Origin of the sequence: Prosthecobacter fusiformis (assembly GCF_004364345.1) — a bacterium.
In the GTDB taxonomy this organism is placed as follows: Bacteria; Verrucomicrobiota; Verrucomicrobiia; order Verrucomicrobiales; family Verrucomicrobiaceae; genus Prosthecobacter; species Prosthecobacter fusiformis.
In genome coordinates, this window is record NZ_SOCA01000003.1 from 276,732 (window position 1) to 293,092 (window position 16,361).

The following is a 16,361-nucleotide window of genomic DNA, read 5'->3' on the forward strand; positions in this document are numbered from 1 at the left end:
AGCCGCTGCGATAAAAGACGGTCCATTTCCCCAATGCCATAAACGAAACGTGCGGATATGAGATGGCTTTTTACCGGTTTGGAAGAGGGCCCATTGCATAAAAACGTCGCCTTTCCGGGCTCCAGGAGCATATTCTTGAATCTGGCACAGATGGCGCACGTCAATGATGCAGCGGCATTCGTACCTTCTCTGGGTAGGCTTTGATCTTTTTTATACACACGCTTATGCACCGTATTCTTCCATGGATCCTTCTGCTCGTTATCGGGCGGATGATCCATGCCGAAGAGGAACAGGCGCTCCGGGCACAGCCTTATTTATCCCCCTGTGAAATTCTTTGTGCGAATCTGACCAAAGCGATTCAAGAGCGCCCCGACCTCATGGTCATGAGGTTGGAAGACGCTTTGGTTATCAATGAACCTTGTGCAGGAGAGATCGTCACCGCCGCTATGGATGCCGTGCGTGCCAAGCCCCATTTGGTGCAGCAGATCATCGAGACGGCACTGAAAGTGGCACCTGGGCGCTCGGCTATGGTGATGGCCGCAGTAAATTCCTACACGCCCGCAAGCCAGCGCCCCGTCATCGCCATGGAAGAAGTCCGCCGCGCGGAGATCCCCGCTAGTGAACCTTTGATGGAAATTCGGCGCGCCGAATCCGCTGTATCCAATGAGCCACTGTTGGAAATTCGCCGCGCAGAGGTTGCCGGTTCCAGCGAAGCCCGGCCGATTGAAGAAATCCGCCGTGCTGAAGTCTCTTCCAACCATGGACCCGGGGCCAAAAGTGGAGCTGTTCTTAGCCCTGCGGATGGCCAATCCCATGAAGAAGTGCGTCGGGCGGAATTCACTGTCATGGCCCAACCAACTTCTTTTAGCCGTTAGGCGGGTGATATCAGTTTAGGCCGGGACAGGAGTTGAATTCGCTTCCAGCCACGCAGCATAGGCCTCTTCCGTCATGTCACCCGCAGCCAAGGCCAGCGTACGAACAGCCGCGTCCGCCTCATCGGCAGTGAAGCCGTGTCCATTAAGTTCCAGCATCAAAATTGTGATCACAAAACCTGTGCGTTTATTGCCGTCGATGAAAAGATGGTTCTTAACCAGCCCGTAAGCGTAACTTGCCGCCAGATCGAATATGTTCGGATGTCCGTAGGCGAAGACGTTCTGGGGTTTACCAAGGGCAGAATCCAACATTCCTTCATCCCTGATGCCGGAAGATCCTCCGTGTTCATACAGTGATTGCTCGTGCAATCCAAGAACGGTTTCTTTTTCAATCCACTCAGGTTCAATCATTTAGCCAGTTCCCTGAGAGTGTTACGATAGCGCTCCATGATGCTCTGGACGGCCTTCATCTGGTGGCTGATTTGTGGCTTGGATGTATTTAAACGAAGGCTTCCATCCGAAGCCTCAGTCAAAAGTACGGTATCCCCCTCCTCCGCTTTCAAATGGGCCAGAGCTTCTTTCGGCAGGACAAAGCCCACGGAATTACCGATTTTGCGGAGTTTGAGTTCAAGAACCATAGCCCCAATGTAGCAACGGATGTTATAACGTCAAGCTGCACGCCAGAGTTTGAGCTTCCAGAAACTCTCGGGGGTAATGTTTTAGGCCCCATGTTGCGGGGGTTTAAATGAGGCTATAAAACAATTGGGGACACAAATTCCTAAAAAAGTAGGAGGGGAATACGCGTTGAAGGGCCTCAATCCTCTCAGTCTTGAGAAGGCATAGGCTTGAACATTGCGATTTGGCCCGTTGCAAATACTGGAATTATCGGTAGCCTCGCGGCGCTCAGTCTCACTTGTGGATGCTGCAGCATTCAAACAAACACGTTACAAACAACACTATGAAATACGCCCTCCTCGCTCTCGCAGCTTCGGTTATCGCCGGTGGCCTCGTCTCCTGCGCATCCAAGGCTCCCCCACCGCCACCACCAGCACCTGTCCAGTACAGCAAGTAATTTGACTGGTTTGGAGGTCGTCTCATAGACAACCTGTTTCCCAACCGACACTCTCTCTATGATCCGTCTTCTCTCCGTAGGCCTCGCTTCAGCATCCTTGTTGCTCGCTTCTTGCGCCAGCAAGCCATCTGATTGCTCTTCCTGCACTGCTCCTAGCGGTAAAGCCGCTGCGAGCTGCTGCCCGAAGGACAAGAGTGCCTGCTGTGATTCCCAAAAGGGTCACAAGCACTAAGATTACTCGGTGGTAAGCCACTCACGTCGCGCCGCACGCTGGTCACTCCGGCGGGCGGCGCTTCATTTTATAGCGTCAAACAGCACCCAGACTCAGTGATGCTGCCGGAGGCGGCGTCTTTGCAAGACTTGGTTGACCACGCTGAGCAGGGCGCTGCTGTCATAAGGTTTTGGCAGCACCCCGGCAAAGCCAAAGTCCCCCGGATCGAGCATGGTAGGATCGTGGCGGTTGCCGCTGGAAACGATGGCATCCACCTGAGGATCCATCTGGCGCAGCATTTCCATGGCCTGCGCACCGCCCATGCCCATGGGAATGGTTAGGTCGATCAGCACCAGATCAAAAGGCTGATTGGCCAGCAGCGCGTCACTGTAGCAGCGCACCGTGTCCACCCCATCGCCCGTTTCGACGATTTCGAAGCCTTCATTCTTGAGGTTTCTAACAATCAACTGACGTAGGAGCAAGTCATCTTCCAGCACCAGAACGCGGCCTTGTAAAGGTTTGGCTTGGCGTGCTACCGGGGCCGCGGGTTTCATTTGCATGGCTTCTAGCGGAAGCGTGGTGCAGGATATCAGGGCCTGCTTAAATTCGGCGGCCGTTGCGTAGCGTTGAGTGCGGTCAGGCATCAAAGCGCGCACAATCACAGTATCAAGCCTGGGATCCGTTCCGGTCATGGCGGATGGTGGCTGCCACGCCCCGCGTGGTACCGTTCCCGTGAGCATTTGGTAAAAAACCACGCCCAGGGCATAAATGTCCGCCCGGTGGTCAATGATGGCACTCGTGTCATACTGTTCCGGGGCAGCATATTCAGGAGTGCCCATGGCCATGTTGCTCATGGTCAGCATGGTGCTGGGCCGGTCAAGCCGCTTAGCCAGGCCAAAATCGGCCAGTTTGACGCGGCCATCGGTGGCGATGAGCACATTGGCCGGTTTGATATCCCGGTGTACCATGCCTTTTTCATGCGCATAATGCAGTGCATCACACAGGCACGGGATGATTTCCAGTGCCCTGGCCTGAGTGACCTGCTTTGAGCCCATAAGCTGATGCAGGTCGGTCCCTTCGATGTGCTCCATGACATAAAACAGATAGTCACCCACCATCCCGAAATCATACACACTGACGATGTTGGGGTGATTCATCTGGGCCAGCAGTTGGGCCTCCCGCCTGAATCTTTCTGGATAGGCATAGTCTGTTCCATGCTGCTTGTGCAGAATCTTGATGGCCACCGCACGCCCCAGTTTATGCTGCTGGCCACGATACACCGCCCCCATGCCTCCCTGGCCGATCTGCGCATCAAAGATGTATTCGCCGGCGGGCATCATTGCGGTGAGCTCTGCGGGGGACGGATACATCGGCATCGGAGCCCAACCTGCCACACCCTCTGATGGCGAGGGAACAGCCTGGGGAGGCGGCGTCCGTTTGCCGAAAGAGAAAAAGCGTTTCATGAGACAGGATTTTGGGGTGGGGAAGATAGTTCTGATATTGTCCCCCTCCCGCAAGCGTTCTCTTATCAAACCCGATATCTTACGTCTTTAGGTGTAACTGGGACTAAAGGCTCCTCAAAACCGATTTTCCATGACTTTCAAATGAACACTATCATTTGGTATTGCTTCCTGGCCCGTATTTCGGTTACTTTCATTTCCCGTCACTGATAAGGAAGTATGAACGCCGCCCCCCCACGACGCTCACTCGTCTTGCTGCTGTTGTTTTCAACAGCAGCCGCGAGCGTTATGGCCCAGTCCATGCCGAAAGTCAGTGCCACCGGCAGTGCTGTGGCCGCCCCACCTGCCATCGTCGTGCCGCGTGTCAATTCACCCACCCTGCCGCGACTGGGCTACTCCCGCTATCCGTGGAAGACGGACATCATGGCGACCGTCTTTTGGGTTGGGGAAGAACCCACCCAAAACAATCCCACACCCAACAATAAGAGCTCCTGGGATACCGAGTGGGAAAGAAACTTCGGCGGATACGACGATCCAGATCCTCTCAAGCGAGGCAAAAACTACTGCCCGCTGGGTTTCACCCCTGGACTGAATCCGTTCTATATTGCGCTGCCATACAACGATCTACTGGATTACACGGCGCACAAGCCAGAAGCCTCCCGCGTGATTCCCTGGTTCAAGGAGCGTTATAACAAGGCTGGCAGGACGGTGCTGCGCGGGACCTGGATCGCCATCCGGTACGGTAACCGCGTCTGCTATGCGCAGTGGGAAGATTGCGGACCTTTCGTCACCGATGATTTTGAGTACGTTTTTGGCAATGCCCGTCCGAAAAACACTAGCAACCGCGGAGCCGGGATTGATGTCAGCCCAGCGGTACGGGATTATCTGGGCATGGCCAGCAATGGCAAATGTGACTGGCGTTTTGTGGACGTGAGCGAGGTGCCGCCCGGCCCGTGGCGCTCCCTGGGGAATAACAATCATTTCGTCAAATCCCAGATCCAGCAGCAGACGCAGCAAAAAACCGATGTGGCCGCCCGCCTGGAGGAATTGCGCAAGGCCCGCGATGCATACTTCAAGCAAAACGGCAATGCGGAACAGCGCATCCGCTAAGTGTGCCCGTTGATGTCCTGTTTTCAGAGGCGGTTTTGCTGCGAGAAGCGCTCCCTATCAGCGTTGTGAAAGGCCATGTTTGTGAAATCTCTTTTAGCATTGCTTCTGGCATCCAGCGGCATGGCGTTCGCAGCCGAAACCCGGCCTAACATTGTTTTCTTCCTCGTGGATGACCTGGGGCAGCGCGATATTGGCTGCTATGGCAGCACGTTTTACGAGACTCCCAATGTGGACCGTCTGGCCAAAGAAGGTGCACGCTTCACGGATGCCTATGCCGCCTGCCCCGTCTGTTCCCCCACCCGCGCTGCCGTGCAGACCGGACGCTGGCCGCAGCGCACAGGCGTGACTGATTACATTGGAGCCGCGATGAAACCGGAGCTCTGGAATCGCAATACCAAGCTACTGCCCGCCCCTTACAGTGATCGTCTTGCTCACGATGAAGTGACCATGGCTGAAATGCTCAAGGATGCCGGTTATGCCACCTTCTTTGCCGGCAAGTGGCATCTGGGACCTGAAGGCTGGTGGCCGGAAGACCAGGGCTATGATCACAACCTAGGCGGTGTGGATCGTGGCGGCCCGTATGGCCGGGGAAAATACTTTGTCCCTTATGACAACCCGCGCCTGCCTGATGGCCCTGACGGAGAGCATCTGCCGGATCGTCTGGCGAATGAGACCGCCAAGTTTATCCAGGCAAACAAGGATAAGCCCTTCTTCGCCTTCTTCTCCTTTTACTCCGTCCATACTCCACTGCAGGCGCGTCCAGATCTGGAGAAAAAGTATGAGGAGAAACGTTCCCGCTTAGGACTCGAGGCCAAATGGGGCATGGAAGATACCCGCCAGGTACGCCTTGTGCAGGAACATCCCGTCTATAGTGGCATGGTCGAAGCCATGGACCAGGCTGTGGGTAAAGTGATGGCCAAACTGGATGAACTGGGCCTCGCAGAAAACACCCTCGTTATCTTTACTTCGGACAATGGAGGCCTCTCCACCAGTGAAGGATCTCCCACCTCCAATCTGCCGCTGAGGGGTGGCAAAGGCTGGATGTATGAAGGGGGTATTCGCGAGCCTCTGGTCATTCGCTGGCCCGCTGTCCTGAAGGCGGGCTCCGTGATCGGAACACCCGTATGCAGCCCGGATTACTTCGTCACCGCCATGGATGTGGCCCAGGGTAAAACACCTTCAAAGGTGGATGGCGTCAGCCTGCTGCCACTGCTTCGTGGCACCACCCTGCCTGAGCGTGCCCTCTACTGGCACTACCCGCATTATGGGAACCAAGGCGGCGCTCCGGCCTCTGCGATCCGTGAGGGTGATTGGAAACTCATCGAATGGTATGAAGAGGGTAAAAAGGAACTCTTCAATCTGCGGGATGATCTGGGGGAGCAAAAGGATCTCGCTGCTGCCCATCCAGAAAAAGTTGCTGCTCTTTCTGCGAAACTCGCTTCCTGGAAAGACGAAGTGGGTGCCTTGATGCCCATCAAGAACCCCGCTTACGATCCTGCCAAACCCAGCGGACGTGCTGCTGGTGCGCCCAAAGGGGCTAAGAAGAAAAAGAAGAAGTGATCACAGCAGCTTCTTCCGCTTGAACCACCAGATGGGCAGCAGGGCGGAAATGATTAGCACACAAATGACAACAGGATACGCCCAGGGCAGTTTCAGTTCCGGCATGTGCTCAAAGTTCATCCCATAAAGGCTGGCGATGAGTGTCGGCGGCATGAACAGAACACTGGCGATGGTGAAGATCTTGATGATCTGGTTCTGCTGGATGTTGATGAGGCCCAGGGTGGATTCCAGCAGGAAGGTCATCTCCTGCTGCTGCTGGTTGGTGTAGTCATCCAGGGACTTGACGTCGCGCATCACACTGCGGAACTGCGCGGCCAGGTCGCTACGCATCCAGGTCGCGGCATTGTTCAGAAAGTATTGCAGCATGCGGTTCACACTGACGAGGCTCTCCCGCAGGTTGGCCACCAGGGCGCTGCGCCGACCAAGCGTGCGCACCACATCTCCCAGATCCTTTTCCACGGCGGCGCTGGCCTTGTGCGGGTTCAGGCTGAAAACATCGCGTCCGACTTTTTTCAAATCGGATTCCACCGTCTGCAGGGCATCGGCGATGCGGGCCACGATGAGCTCACAAAGGGTCAGGAAAACGGCGTCACTGCTCATCGGGCAGGCGCATTGCCTCCGCACCTGATCCACGATCAATCTGAAGGCCATGGGATCTGCATAGCGCACCGTCGTCAGGCAGTCCGGCGCCAGCACGAAGGTGATGGCTGTGGTATCCGGGTCGGGCGTATCCAGTCCTACCGGGATCCACGCCGTCATGTATAGCGCTCCATGCTCGGAATATAACCGGCTGGATTCTTCGATCTCCTGCATTTCCTCCCGAGTAGGGAGCTGATGCTCGAGCCAGCTTTCCGCCTCCAGCTCTTCTGTGCGGGAGGGATTGAGGAGGTCCAGGTAAACGAGGTTGTCCGGGAAGGGACGCACTTTCTCGTCCTGCCAATCGAAAAGCTGTCCTTGCTGGGTGATGAGTCGGACCATGAGTGGGGGAGGGAGACTGTAACGGCAGAGTGAAGGAGCGCCAAGGAAAAGGCTGCTGGGATGCAAATGTCACAGGCTTGCGATCTTGCATCCTTATTCGGCATTCGATATCAACTGCTTATCCATGACTGCTCACGCCTGGTTCCACGTCGAAAATGAGGCCGAAATCGCCTCTCCTGCCTTGCTGCTCTATCAGGAGCGCATTGAGCATAACCTCCAGCTCATGTTGAAAATCGCCGGCGGTCCAGAACGATTGCGGCCCCATGTGAAGACTCACAAGCTCCTGCCTTTGATCCAGCGGCAGGTGGAGTTGGGCATTACCAAGTTCAAGGCCGCGACCATCGCCGAGGCCGAGATGTGCGCCACAGGCGGTGCACGGGATGTCTTGCTTTCGATGCCGTGTGTAGGTCCCAATGGACAGCGCCTAGCGCAATTGGCACTTAAATTTCCCACGACTAAGTTTTCCGCCATCGCGGACGATGAAGCCACGCTGCGCACTCTTGCGGCGGCCGCCCAGCAGAACCAGGTAACACTGGGTGTTTTCTTGGAGTTGGACTGTGGCATGGGCCGCACTGGCATCTTCCCAGGGGAAGCGGCCGCTTATCTGGCGCACGTCATCAAAGACACGCCAAGGCTTCAGTTCTGTGGTCTCCATGCCTACGATGGCCACATCCATGATGCGGATCTGGAGACACGCCGCGCCCGCTGTGAGGTGGCCTATGCGCCGATTCTGGATTTCCGCCAACGGCTCATCGGGGAAGGGGTCTTGGTGCCGGAACTCGTCGCTGGCGGCTCACCCACTTTCGGCATTCATGCAGCCTTGCCTGACCGCACCTTTTCTCCTGGAACCTGTGTATTTTGGGATTTTGGCTATGGAGACAAGTATCCGGATCTCCCCTTCCTACCCGCAGCGGCATTGCTCGCCCGGGTTATTAGCAAACCTGGGGTGAACCGCCTCACCTTGGATCTTGGACACAAGTCAGTAGCCCCAGAAAACCCACATCCTCGCGTCCGCTTTGAAGAATTACCCGACGCGGAAGTGCTGATGCAGAGTGAGGAGCACTTGGTCCTGCAAACGGACCGTGCTCATGAATTTGAAATCGGCCAGTCCCTGCACGGCATTCCTCGCCATGTCTGCCCCAGCGTCTCCATGCATGGTGAAGCTGTGGTGATTGAGGGCGGGCTCCATACGGCCACCTGGCCTGTCACCGCCCGGAACCGGCGGATGACGGTATAAGGGAAATGCCGGTCTGACTTGGGACTGCTTTACTTTTTCACAACGGCATCTCGGTCAGCCTTGGCCACCTGATCCATTTTGGAGAGCAATGTTTTCACGAGATCCGGCTGCTGTTTGGCGAGGTTGGTGGTTTCATTGGGATCCTTGGCCAGATCAAACAGTTCCGGAGAGTCCCCGGCTTTATCCTTTGTTCGCGTGACGATCAGTTTCCAGTTTCCCTCTCTCACTGCAAGAGTGCGGAAATTGGGGCCGGTCCAGTAGAGGATTCGATCATTCAGTTCAGCTTCCCCAATGAGAGCGGGCCATAGGTTAATGCCATCCCATTTCAAATCCGCCTCACCCTGATACCCTGCCAGGGCACAGAGAGTGGGCATCCAGTCGCTGATGTGCACAGGTGCTTTAAATTGGCCCGCTTTTAGTACTCCCGGCCAGCTTACGAGGGTCGGCACCCGGATGCCGCCTTCATAGAGATCTGCCTTCTGGCCTCGCAGCGGCGCATTGCTGGCGGTTATTTTGCCTGCTGGGTAGTCATCGGCGGGGTATTTACGATCATTGTTTTCAGCCGTGCTGCCACCGTTGTCGCTGGTGAAAACGACGAGAGTATTGTCACGTTTCCCAGCCTTTTCCAATGCGGCCAGGATCTGCCCGATTGCCTCATCCATGTGCATGATGCAGGCGGCATAGTGGCGCGCCACGTCTCCGGTGATGTTCGCAGGCACTTTGGAAACCCATTCTTCCGGTTCCTTCACGGGCAGATGTACAGCAGTGAATGGCACATAAAGAAAAAACGGCCTTTCACTGCGGCTGCTGATCCATGCCACAGCCTCGTTAGCCAATAAATCGGTAACGTGTCCTTCTTCGGTGATCAGTGTGCCGTCGCGATGCCAGGTATGGGTATATTCGCCCTCCTTATACTGATGGTTATACGGTCCCACTCCTCCACCCAGGGAGCCATAGCTTAGATCGAAGCCAAACTTATTGGGACCCCATTCTGGTTTCGAGCCGAGGTGCCACTTGCCAGTGAGGCAGGTGTCATAACCTGCACTCTTCAAAGCACGTGGCAGAGTGACGGTATCAAAAGGCATAGCCTGCCCGCTGTTAGGGCTGGTGATGCCAAAGCGGCTCCAGTAACGGCCACTCATCAATCCAGTGCGTGTGGGGCTGCAAACTGGAGCCACGTAATGCTGGGTCAGCTCCAGGTTCTCCTTCGCTAGCCGGTCCAGATGCGGAGTGGGTGCACTGCCCCCATGAAAGGCCACATCCGCCCAGCCAAGATCATCTGCCATGATGAATACAATGTTGGGCCTGGAGGCGGCATGAATGAGACTTGCAGCCGTGAAGCAAAACAGAAGGCACAGATGACGGAGCATGGCAGGAGAAGGAAGGTAGTAAGATGATGGGGATGCCTATTCCAGGGCCCAGACCTTGACGTTATCAATGATGGCTTCCTGGCCATCTTTGCCACCCATGCGGAAAACAAGGCCGGGTTTTTTGACGTGAAAATCAGGGGCCGTGGCCTTGAGGGAATCTTTGCCCGTGACGTGGGCGATAACGTCGTTGCCCTTGCACTCCAGCAGGAGGGTATAGGTGGTTTCAGGGTCGAAGTTGGTATTCGCCGTAGCGAGCTTTTTCGTTTTGGATTCGGGATTGGCTTTGTCGTTATGCTCGATGATGGACCAACTTTCTGGAGTGACCACGACGGAGAACAGGTGGCCTTTCTTTTTCAATTCACCAGGGGCGGGATCGTAACCGAGATTGATGATGCGCATGGATCCAAGTTTGAAGTCCATCTGCACCGCACAATCCTGCAGGGGAAGGCGATGGCGGAAGGCACCGATATGCTTGTCGCTGGATTTCTCCGCTGCATGGAGTTTCCCTTCAGCAATGCGCAGACTGCCTGTGTTGGCCACCCAGCCTTTGGGGACGTCTGGACCATCAAATGTTTCCTGCTTGATCAGCGCACCTTTCTTTCCGAGAACAGGTTCGAGGTCAGCGGCAATAACCGGGAGTGTGACAGTAAAGAGGGCGACAAGAAGGACGTTTCGTTTCATGCAGCCGCTGAAACGGCAGTGCTCCCCAGCTTCTTCCCGGAATCGTCCTTGAGAAACAGCGCAGAGGAGGCGATGAAGAACGCCCCTTTCTCACGCCATGTCCGAAGTTGCCGCCAAAGCCCCCCACGAAGTCAGCCGTCGCCGCACCTTCGCCATCATTTCCCACCCGGATGCCGGGAAGACAACGCTGACAGAAAAGCTGCTTCTTTACGGTGGTGCTGTGCAGCTCGCCGGAAGTGTCACGGCGCGCAAGAATCAGCGGGCCACCACCTCCGACTGGATGGAACTGGAAAAACAGCGCGGCATTTCCGTCTCCTCCACGGTGCTGCAATTTGAGTATAAGGACTGTGTGGTTAACCTGTTGGATACGCCTGGACACAAAGACTTCTCCGAAGACACCTACCGCGTGCTCACTGCCGTGGATGCCGCCGTCATGGTCATTGATGCAGGGAAGGGGATCGAGAGCCAGACATTGAAGCTTTTTGAAGTGTGTCGTCGCCGTGGTGTGCCCATCTTCACTTTCATGAACAAGCTGGACCGTCCGGCGCGTCCGCCACTGGAGCTTCTTGATGAGCTGGAGCGCGTGCTCGGGATCGCGGCCTGCCCCATGAACTGGCCCCTGGGTGACGGCGTGGATTTCAAGGGTGTTTTCGACCGTGAATCCAATCAGGTTCACCTTTTTGAACGCACCGTCGGCGGTAAGTTTCGTGCGCCGGTGAATGTGAAAGGCATCGAAGATGAAAGCGTGCGTGACGCCCTGCCGCCCCTGGTTTATCAGCGGGTGGTGGATGAACTGGATCTTTTGGAAGGCGGCGGTTCCCCCTTTGATTTTGAGCAGGTGCGCAAAGGCCAGCTTTCACCGGTTTTTTATGGCAGTGCCATGAACAACTTCGGTGTGCAGATGATGCTGGACCGGTTCCTGGAGATCGCTCCGCCCCCGGCACCGCGTATGTCCGGTGAGCAGTTCATTGAACCTGCCAGCCCGAATTTCAGCGGTTTCGTTTTCAAAATCCAGGCAAACATGAACCCGAAGCACCGGGACCGCGTGGCGTTTATCCGCATCGTTTCCGGTTGCTTCCAGCGGGACATGAGCGCCGTCAATACCCGCACCGGAACACGCATGCGGTTAGGCAACTCCCAGCGTCTTTTCGCTCAGGAGCGTGAGACCGTTAATGAAGCCTGGGCCGGCGATGTGGTCGGGTTGGTGGGCAATTACGACCTCCAGATTGGCGATACCCTGGCTGAGGAAAACGGCATCAAATTTGACGAGATGCCAACCTTCCCGCCAGAATGCTTTGCGTATTTGCACAATGAAAACACCTCCAAGTTCAAGCGCTTCCGTGACGGCCTGGACCAACTCCTCAAGGAAGGGGTGGCTCAGCCTTTTGAGCTGCCGGATGCCGCTGTACGCATTCCTTTGTTAGGTGCCGTGGGTCCGCTCCAGTTTGATGTGCTGAAGTACCGTCTGGAAAGCGAATACAATGCTGAGGTCCGGCTGGAGTTTGCCCCTTGGACGCTGGTCCGCTGGCTGAAGGAGAAGAATGCGGCCGATGCCCCCAAGCCGAAGCGCGGTGACGTCGGCCCTCCGCGGCCCAGCCTGGTTGCCTCCTACGACACGACGCTGGCCCAGGATTCCCATGGCAACTGGGTGGCATTATTTGGGGACAAGATCAGCCTCGGTTACTTCGAATCGAAGAACGGGGAAAAGTTCGAGATCAGTCCCTTCCCCATTCAGTAAATCGGTCAGTCTGCACGGTTGCCTTCTTTCCGTGGCGGGAGCCATTGGATCATAACCAGAGATTGAGAGAAAAGACGCGTAACCCGCGCCGCTATAAGGGTATAAGATTAGATAGAGTTGAAGTTTGTCTCTCATGCGGGGTGACAAACACTTCATCTTTGGTTAGTCTGATCTGAGTCCTTATGCGCCGTTCCTCCACGCCATTGGTAGTGATATTGATTCTGCTTTTGGCGGCGGCTCTTGGTGTTGCATGGCAAAATGCAAAGCCCTTCGCGACTCCGAAGCAAGGGGAGAACTCGGAAATGCAGGCTTCTGCTACGGAAACGCAGTTAGGTGCTATATCGCCAGTGAGGGCAGCCGGGGAGCCTGAAGCCGACGCCGCACCATCTCCCGCAGAAGATGCAGATCCAGCGCATTACCGCCGTGCCTATCTTTTATCGTTGGATTCCGGCAAGCTGAGTCTGGAGAATACTGAAGATATCCAGGGGGATTTTGCCATGCGCCGTGGCCCGCAGGAAGAATGGTCAGGCATGCTGCGCTGCCGTCTCGTTTCGGAGGAAGGAAAAGTCTTGGCCGAGGAATTGCTCCCCGCACCAGACCACCTCTGTACCGTCCTGGATTCCTATGATGGCACGCCCAAGCCTGTTTCATACACAGTGGCGGGTCCGGTGATGTTTCAGCTTCGTCTCCCTCGTCTGGCGGCCGCCACGCGGCTGGATATTTCCCGCATTACCGGTCCGGGGGCTCTCGCCCGGGACATCCCCGTGGGCAGCCTTTCACTCACTTCTCCATAAATGAAAAATTCCTTCGTTATCTTGCTGCTGCTGATAGCTGCACAAAGCGCATTGCTGGCTCAGACTGCCACCCTGTATCCCGTGGGTACAGTCGAGGACCGGAGCAAGAAGCTGAACATGGTGTTTCTTTCAGAAGGCTTTACCGAAGCAGATCTGGGGCCGGGTAAAAAATTCGATCTGCATGTGCAGGGAGTGGTGAATTTCCTCTTCGCCCAGGAGCCCTGGAACCGCTACCGTTCCTACTTCAATATCTACCGTATCGAAATCCCTTCCAACCAGTCGGGAACGGATAATCCATACGCGAATCCTCCCTATTCGAAGGATACTTATTTTGGGTCAGGCTTTCATCCGCAGATTGAAAGGCTGCTCGTACTTTCTGGTCAGGGACTTTCCCGAGCATACAGCCTGCTCAATAAGCATGTGCCGGAATACGACATCCCCATCGTCATTGTGAATGACGTTACCTATGGCGGCTCCGGCGGTCCTATTTCGGTGGCTTCTCTGGATGCGCAGGGAGCACAGCTTGTGGAGCATGAGGTGGGTCATTCTTTTGCAAATTTGGCCGATGAATACGACTTCGACACGCCTGGTTACCCAGCTGCAGAATTCCCGAATGCAACGATGAAGACGCAGCTCGCTCAAATCCGTTGGAAGGATTGGATTGAACCAGGCACCCCGCTTGAACCAGGCACCCCGCTATTCACACCAGAGGATGATTTACGATACCAAGACAAGGTCGGCCATTTTGAAGGGGCCCACTACCGCTCGGTAGGTTTTTTCCGTCCTCATGACAGAGCTCTGATGCGCTTTTTGGGATACCCTCCTGGAGCCGTGACACGGGAGGCCTTCGTACTCAACTATTACAGCCGGGTGCCGCTGGTAAATGCTCGCTCTCCTGAGGCGTTGAGCCAGACGGTCACGCAACGCACGTCTTTAAATTTTTCAGTTACCCCCAAAATACCTTCCACGGGATCTGCTCTGTCCGTTCGCTGGGTGATCGGAACCTCCACGGAAACAGCAGGCACGGGCACCACTTTTTCCATCCCAAGTCAGGATTTGGGTGAGGGCACCCGCACGGTCTCCGCCATCATCAAGGACCCCACTGACTGGGTGCTCCGTGACCCCACTGGACTGACGGATGAAAAAATCACCTGGACGATAAAACTGAGCAATCAGGGTCCGCCTCCAGTCATCACCGACGCACCCGACAATGCGCTTTCAATTGTCGGACAGCCTGTGGCTTTTACTGTACAGGCTTCACCGGCAGCATCCGAGCAGCTGATTTATCAGTGGTATAAAAACGGCAAAGCCATTTCCAAGGCCACTGGCACCAGTTATTTTTTGCCCGCTGTGAAGCTGACGGACGCCGGGATTTACAGCGTTCGCGTGACAGGCACGGCCTATACAGAAGTGTTTGCGGATCTCGTCGTCGTGGACTCTGCACTTAAAAAAATCGTGCTGGCCAAGGACAAGACCGCCACTTTGTTAGCCCCCGTGGCAGGCCCCGTGGATGGCTTTCAATGGTTCCGCAATTTTACCACGATTGAAGCCAGTAATGATTTTAAGGGCTTGGGTACGGCTAAACTGGTCATCTCCCCTCTGGCGGTCAGTCCCCATAGCGGACTTTACAGTCTCAGACTGACCACTGCTGCAGGCACGCGTGACTTTGATACTCACACGTTGGATGTTTTTGACGATGTGCCGCAAATGACGATGGCCGTGGGGCAATCAATGCCAGTGGGCCAGGTTGCAGCCCTGTATCTGAATGAATCCAACCAACTGGTCAAGATCGACATTGCGGAAACTCCAGGCCGCGCTGCCTCTACCTACTCTGCCAGTGGCCTGCCTCCTGGTTTGAAGGTGGACAAGGTAACTGGCATCATCAGCGGCATCCCGACAGCCTTTAGAAAAGACAGCGCCGGAAATGTCATTCCCTACGACGTCAAACTGACAGCCGGCAATGGAAAAGGCAGTGTCAGCGTCATGGTGAAGCTCCTTGTCTCCCCCCTTCCTAATACCACGGTTGGTACCTTTGTGGCACCGCTTTACCGGCATGGTCCGCCTGCTCAGACCGCCCCCGGTCTCAATGGCAGTTTGGGCGGACGTTTGGATTTGGTAACTTCTGCCAATGGCAGCTACTCTGGCAAGGTCGTATTGGGAAGCCTAACCTATAGTTTTAAAGGCTCATTATCCTCCCAGGTCGGCTTACTGACCGTCTTTGGAGGGGTGGACATTCCTCGTGCCGGACGTCCTGCACCTCCACCATTGGAACTGGATTTTTATGTCCAGACAGGGGGCCTCTTTGGTAGTCTCAAAATCGCCGGTCAAACCCTTGTCTTTTCTGGGTGGCACAACCCCTGGAGCCTAACCAACAAAGCCGACGCATATGATGGTTATCACACCTTTCGCCTGGATCTGGATAATCCCCCTTTGGGTGCCCCCACTGGGAGGGGGTTTGGCTCATTCAGCATCAGTTTGGATGGTAAAATGACCATTACTGGCCGCACGGCGGATGGTGAGACATTCACCAGCGCTTCCCCGCTGGGATCCTTGGGTGAATTGATGATCTTTTCACTCCAAAAGGGTAAACCCCAAGGCTCCATTGTTGGCAGATTCTCAGTCAGCAAAGAGGAAGATGAGGACGATAAGAATAATGTGATCACTAGGATGCCATCGGGCCTGAATTGGTGGAAACCCGCGAGCACTGATGCCAAGGCCCGCATTTACAAAGACGGGATTGCTGAACTCGGGTTGGAGATCTACGGCGGAAGGTATGTACCACCCACTTCGACTAACGTGATTTTTGATATGGCGCCAGGTGTCTCAAATGCAGACCTTGCATTCACGGGTGCCAGTATTTCTGGGGTTTCGCGTCCTCCCGGCACATCAGTGGACATCCAGGCCTCAAACAAAGCCAAACCCACGGCACCTCTGGCTGCCAATACCACCCTGACGATCAATGCCAAACTGGGTACCTTCACCGGCAAGTTCAGCCTCCTCGATGATAATCCACGCGATGACATCAGCCCCATCAACGTCCCCCGCGCCGTGACATACCAGGGCATCCTCCTCAAGGATGGTGGCACACTTCGGGGGGATGGTTATTATCTCCTGCCAGATCTGCCTTCTCCTGTCAAATTGGATACCCCCACCACGTCTCCTATCCAATCTGGAGCCGTGACGCTGACTAAGGATGATTAATCGGAGGCCATGGGAAAGCGGGAGAAAGACACTGTATATTTATAATGCACATCCTGAATCGGCCTGCTTAAATCACC

The 16,361-nt window shown here is 55.4% G+C and carries 13 protein-coding genes; 7 read left to right on the plus strand and 6 right to left on the minus strand.

The window, feature by feature from the left end:
- The first annotated feature begins 224 nt into the window (after window positions 1–224).
- Window positions 225–875, plus strand: a complete 651-nt coding sequence (locus EI77_RS10585; RefSeq protein ID WP_133795239.1) for a hypothetical protein — start codon at window positions 225–227, stop codon at window positions 873–875.
- A 15-nt stretch (window positions 876–890) separates the two neighbouring features.
- On the opposite strand, the gene EI77_RS10590 is transcribed toward EI77_RS10585, so the two are convergent.
- The 3 genes from EI77_RS10590 to EI77_RS10600 all read right to left on the minus strand — a co-directional run bounded on the left by EI77_RS10590 (window position 891) and on the right by EI77_RS10600 (window position 3,618).
- Window positions 891–1,283: a type II toxin-antitoxin system death-on-curing family toxin gene (locus EI77_RS10590; RefSeq protein ID WP_133795240.1), complete on the minus strand. Its 393-nt coding sequence runs from the start codon at window positions 1,281–1,283 to the stop codon at window positions 891–893.
- Window positions 1,280–1,510 carry an AbrB/MazE/SpoVT family DNA-binding domain-containing protein gene (locus tag EI77_RS10595; protein ID WP_133795241.1) on the minus strand — a complete coding sequence of 77 codons (231 nt, stop codon included), beginning with the start codon at window positions 1,508–1,510 and terminating at the stop codon, window positions 1,280–1,282. Before EI77_RS10595 ends, EI77_RS10590 begins: the two co-directional genes overlap by 4 nt.
- A gap of 758 nt (window positions 1,511–2,268) precedes the next feature.
- Entirely contained in the window at window positions 2,269–3,618 is a 1,350-nt protein-coding gene (locus EI77_RS10600) for a protein kinase domain-containing protein (RefSeq protein ID WP_133795242.1), read from the minus strand.
- Window positions 3,619–3,834: 216 nt separating this feature from the next.
- Between EI77_RS10600 and EI77_RS10605 the strand changes: the two genes are divergently transcribed.
- Together EI77_RS10605 and EI77_RS10610 are read left to right on the plus strand one after the other, a co-directional pair.
- Window positions 3,835–4,725 carry a hypothetical protein gene (locus EI77_RS10605; protein WP_208300331.1) on the plus strand — a complete coding sequence of 297 codons (891 nt, stop codon included), beginning with the start codon at window positions 3,835–3,837 and terminating at the stop codon, window positions 4,723–4,725.
- A gap of 120 nt (window positions 4,726–4,845) precedes the next feature.
- Window positions 4,846–6,285 carry a sulfatase gene (locus EI77_RS10610; protein WP_243838785.1) on the plus strand — a complete coding sequence of 480 codons (1,440 nt, stop codon included), beginning with the start codon at window positions 4,846–4,848 and terminating at the stop codon, window positions 6,283–6,285.
- Here the strand turns inward: EI77_RS10610 and EI77_RS10615 are convergent, their stop codons facing one another.
- The gene (locus EI77_RS10615) at window positions 6,286–7,263 is read right to left on the minus strand and encodes a magnesium transporter CorA family protein (RefSeq protein ID WP_133795244.1); all 978 of its coding nucleotides are present in this window, start codon (window positions 7,261–7,263) and stop codon (window positions 6,286–6,288) included.
- Window positions 7,264–7,387: 124 nt separating this feature from the next.
- On the opposite strand from EI77_RS10615, the gene EI77_RS10620 reads away from it, so the two are divergent.
- On the plus strand, window positions 7,388–8,500 hold the full coding sequence (locus EI77_RS10620) for a D-TA family PLP-dependent enzyme (protein ID WP_133795245.1): 1,113 nt from the start codon (window positions 7,388–7,390) through the stop codon (window positions 8,498–8,500).
- 29 nt (window positions 8,501–8,529) lie between these two features.
- Here the strand turns inward: EI77_RS10620 and EI77_RS10625 are convergent, their stop codons facing one another.
- Both EI77_RS10625 and EI77_RS10630 read right to left on the minus strand, forming a co-directional pair.
- On the minus strand, window positions 8,530–9,870 hold the full coding sequence (locus EI77_RS10625) for a sulfatase-like hydrolase/transferase (protein ID WP_133795246.1): 1,341 nt from the start codon (window positions 9,868–9,870) through the stop codon (window positions 8,530–8,532).
- Window positions 9,871–9,906: 36 nt separating this feature from the next.
- Window positions 9,907–10,551, minus strand: coding sequence for a hypothetical protein (locus EI77_RS10630; RefSeq protein WP_133795247.1), 645 nt, complete (start codon window positions 10,549–10,551; stop codon window positions 9,907–9,909).
- A gap of 97 nt (window positions 10,552–10,648) precedes the next feature.
- On the opposite strand from EI77_RS10630, the gene EI77_RS10635 reads away from it, so the two are divergent.
- From EI77_RS10635 to EI77_RS10645, 3 genes are all read left to right on the plus strand, one after another.
- Complete coding sequence (locus tag EI77_RS10635) at window positions 10,649–12,289, plus strand: peptide chain release factor 3 (protein WP_133795248.1); 1,641 nt, start codon at window positions 10,649–10,651, stop codon at window positions 12,287–12,289.
- A 302-nt stretch (window positions 12,290–12,591) separates the two neighbouring features.
- Complete coding sequence (locus tag EI77_RS10640) at window positions 12,592–13,083, plus strand: hypothetical protein (RefSeq protein ID WP_133795249.1); 492 nt, start codon at window positions 12,592–12,594, stop codon at window positions 13,081–13,083.
- Complete coding sequence (locus EI77_RS10645; protein ID WP_133795250.1) at window positions 13,084–16,284, plus strand: M64 family metallopeptidase; 3,201 nt, start codon at window positions 13,084–13,086, stop codon at window positions 16,282–16,284.
- Window positions 16,285–16,361 lie beyond the last annotated feature (77 nt).

Bases quoted from the DNA above. Each gene is read 5' to 3' on its own strand.
- EI77_RS10645 (WP_133795250.1), top strand. From the start codon at position 13,084: ATGAAAAATTCCTTCGTTATCTTGCTGCTGCTGATAGCTGCACAAAGC.
- EI77_RS10625 (WP_133795246.1), bottom strand. From the start codon at position 9,870: ATGCTCCGTCATCTGTGCCTTCTGTTTTGCTTCACGGCTGCAAGTCTC.
- EI77_RS10630 (WP_133795247.1), bottom strand. From the start codon at position 10,551: ATGAAACGAAACGTCCTTCTTGTCGCCCTCTTTACTGTCACACTCCCG.
- EI77_RS10615 (WP_133795244.1), bottom strand. From the start codon at position 7,263: ATGGTCCGACTCATCACCCAGCAAGGACAGCTTTTCGATTGGCAGGAC.
- EI77_RS10610 (WP_243838785.1), top strand. From the start codon at position 4,846: ATGGCGTTCGCAGCCGAAACCCGGCCTAACATTGTTTTCTTCCTCGTG.
- EI77_RS10635 (WP_133795248.1), top strand. From the start codon at position 10,649: ATGTCCGAAGTTGCCGCCAAAGCCCCCCACGAAGTCAGCCGTCGCCGC.
- EI77_RS10595 (WP_133795241.1), bottom strand. From the start codon at position 1,510: ATGGTTCTTGAACTCAAACTCCGCAAAATCGGTAATTCCGTGGGCTTT.
- EI77_RS10605 (WP_208300331.1), top strand. From the start codon at position 3,835: ATGAACGCCGCCCCCCCACGACGCTCACTCGTCTTGCTGCTGTTGTTT.
- EI77_RS10600 (WP_133795242.1), bottom strand. From the start codon at position 3,618: ATGAAACGCTTTTTCTCTTTCGGCAAACGGACGCCGCCTCCCCAGGCT.
- EI77_RS10585 (WP_133795239.1), top strand. From the start codon at position 225: ATGCACCGTATTCTTCCATGGATCCTTCTGCTCGTTATCGGGCGGATG.
- EI77_RS10590 (WP_133795240.1), bottom strand. From the start codon at position 1,283: ATGATTGAACCTGAGTGGATTGAAAAAGAAACCGTTCTTGGATTGCAC.
- EI77_RS10640 (WP_133795249.1), top strand. From the start codon at position 12,592: ATGCAGGCTTCTGCTACGGAAACGCAGTTAGGTGCTATATCGCCAGTG.
- EI77_RS10620 (WP_133795245.1), top strand. From the start codon at position 7,388: ATGACTGCTCACGCCTGGTTCCACGTCGAAAATGAGGCCGAAATCGCC.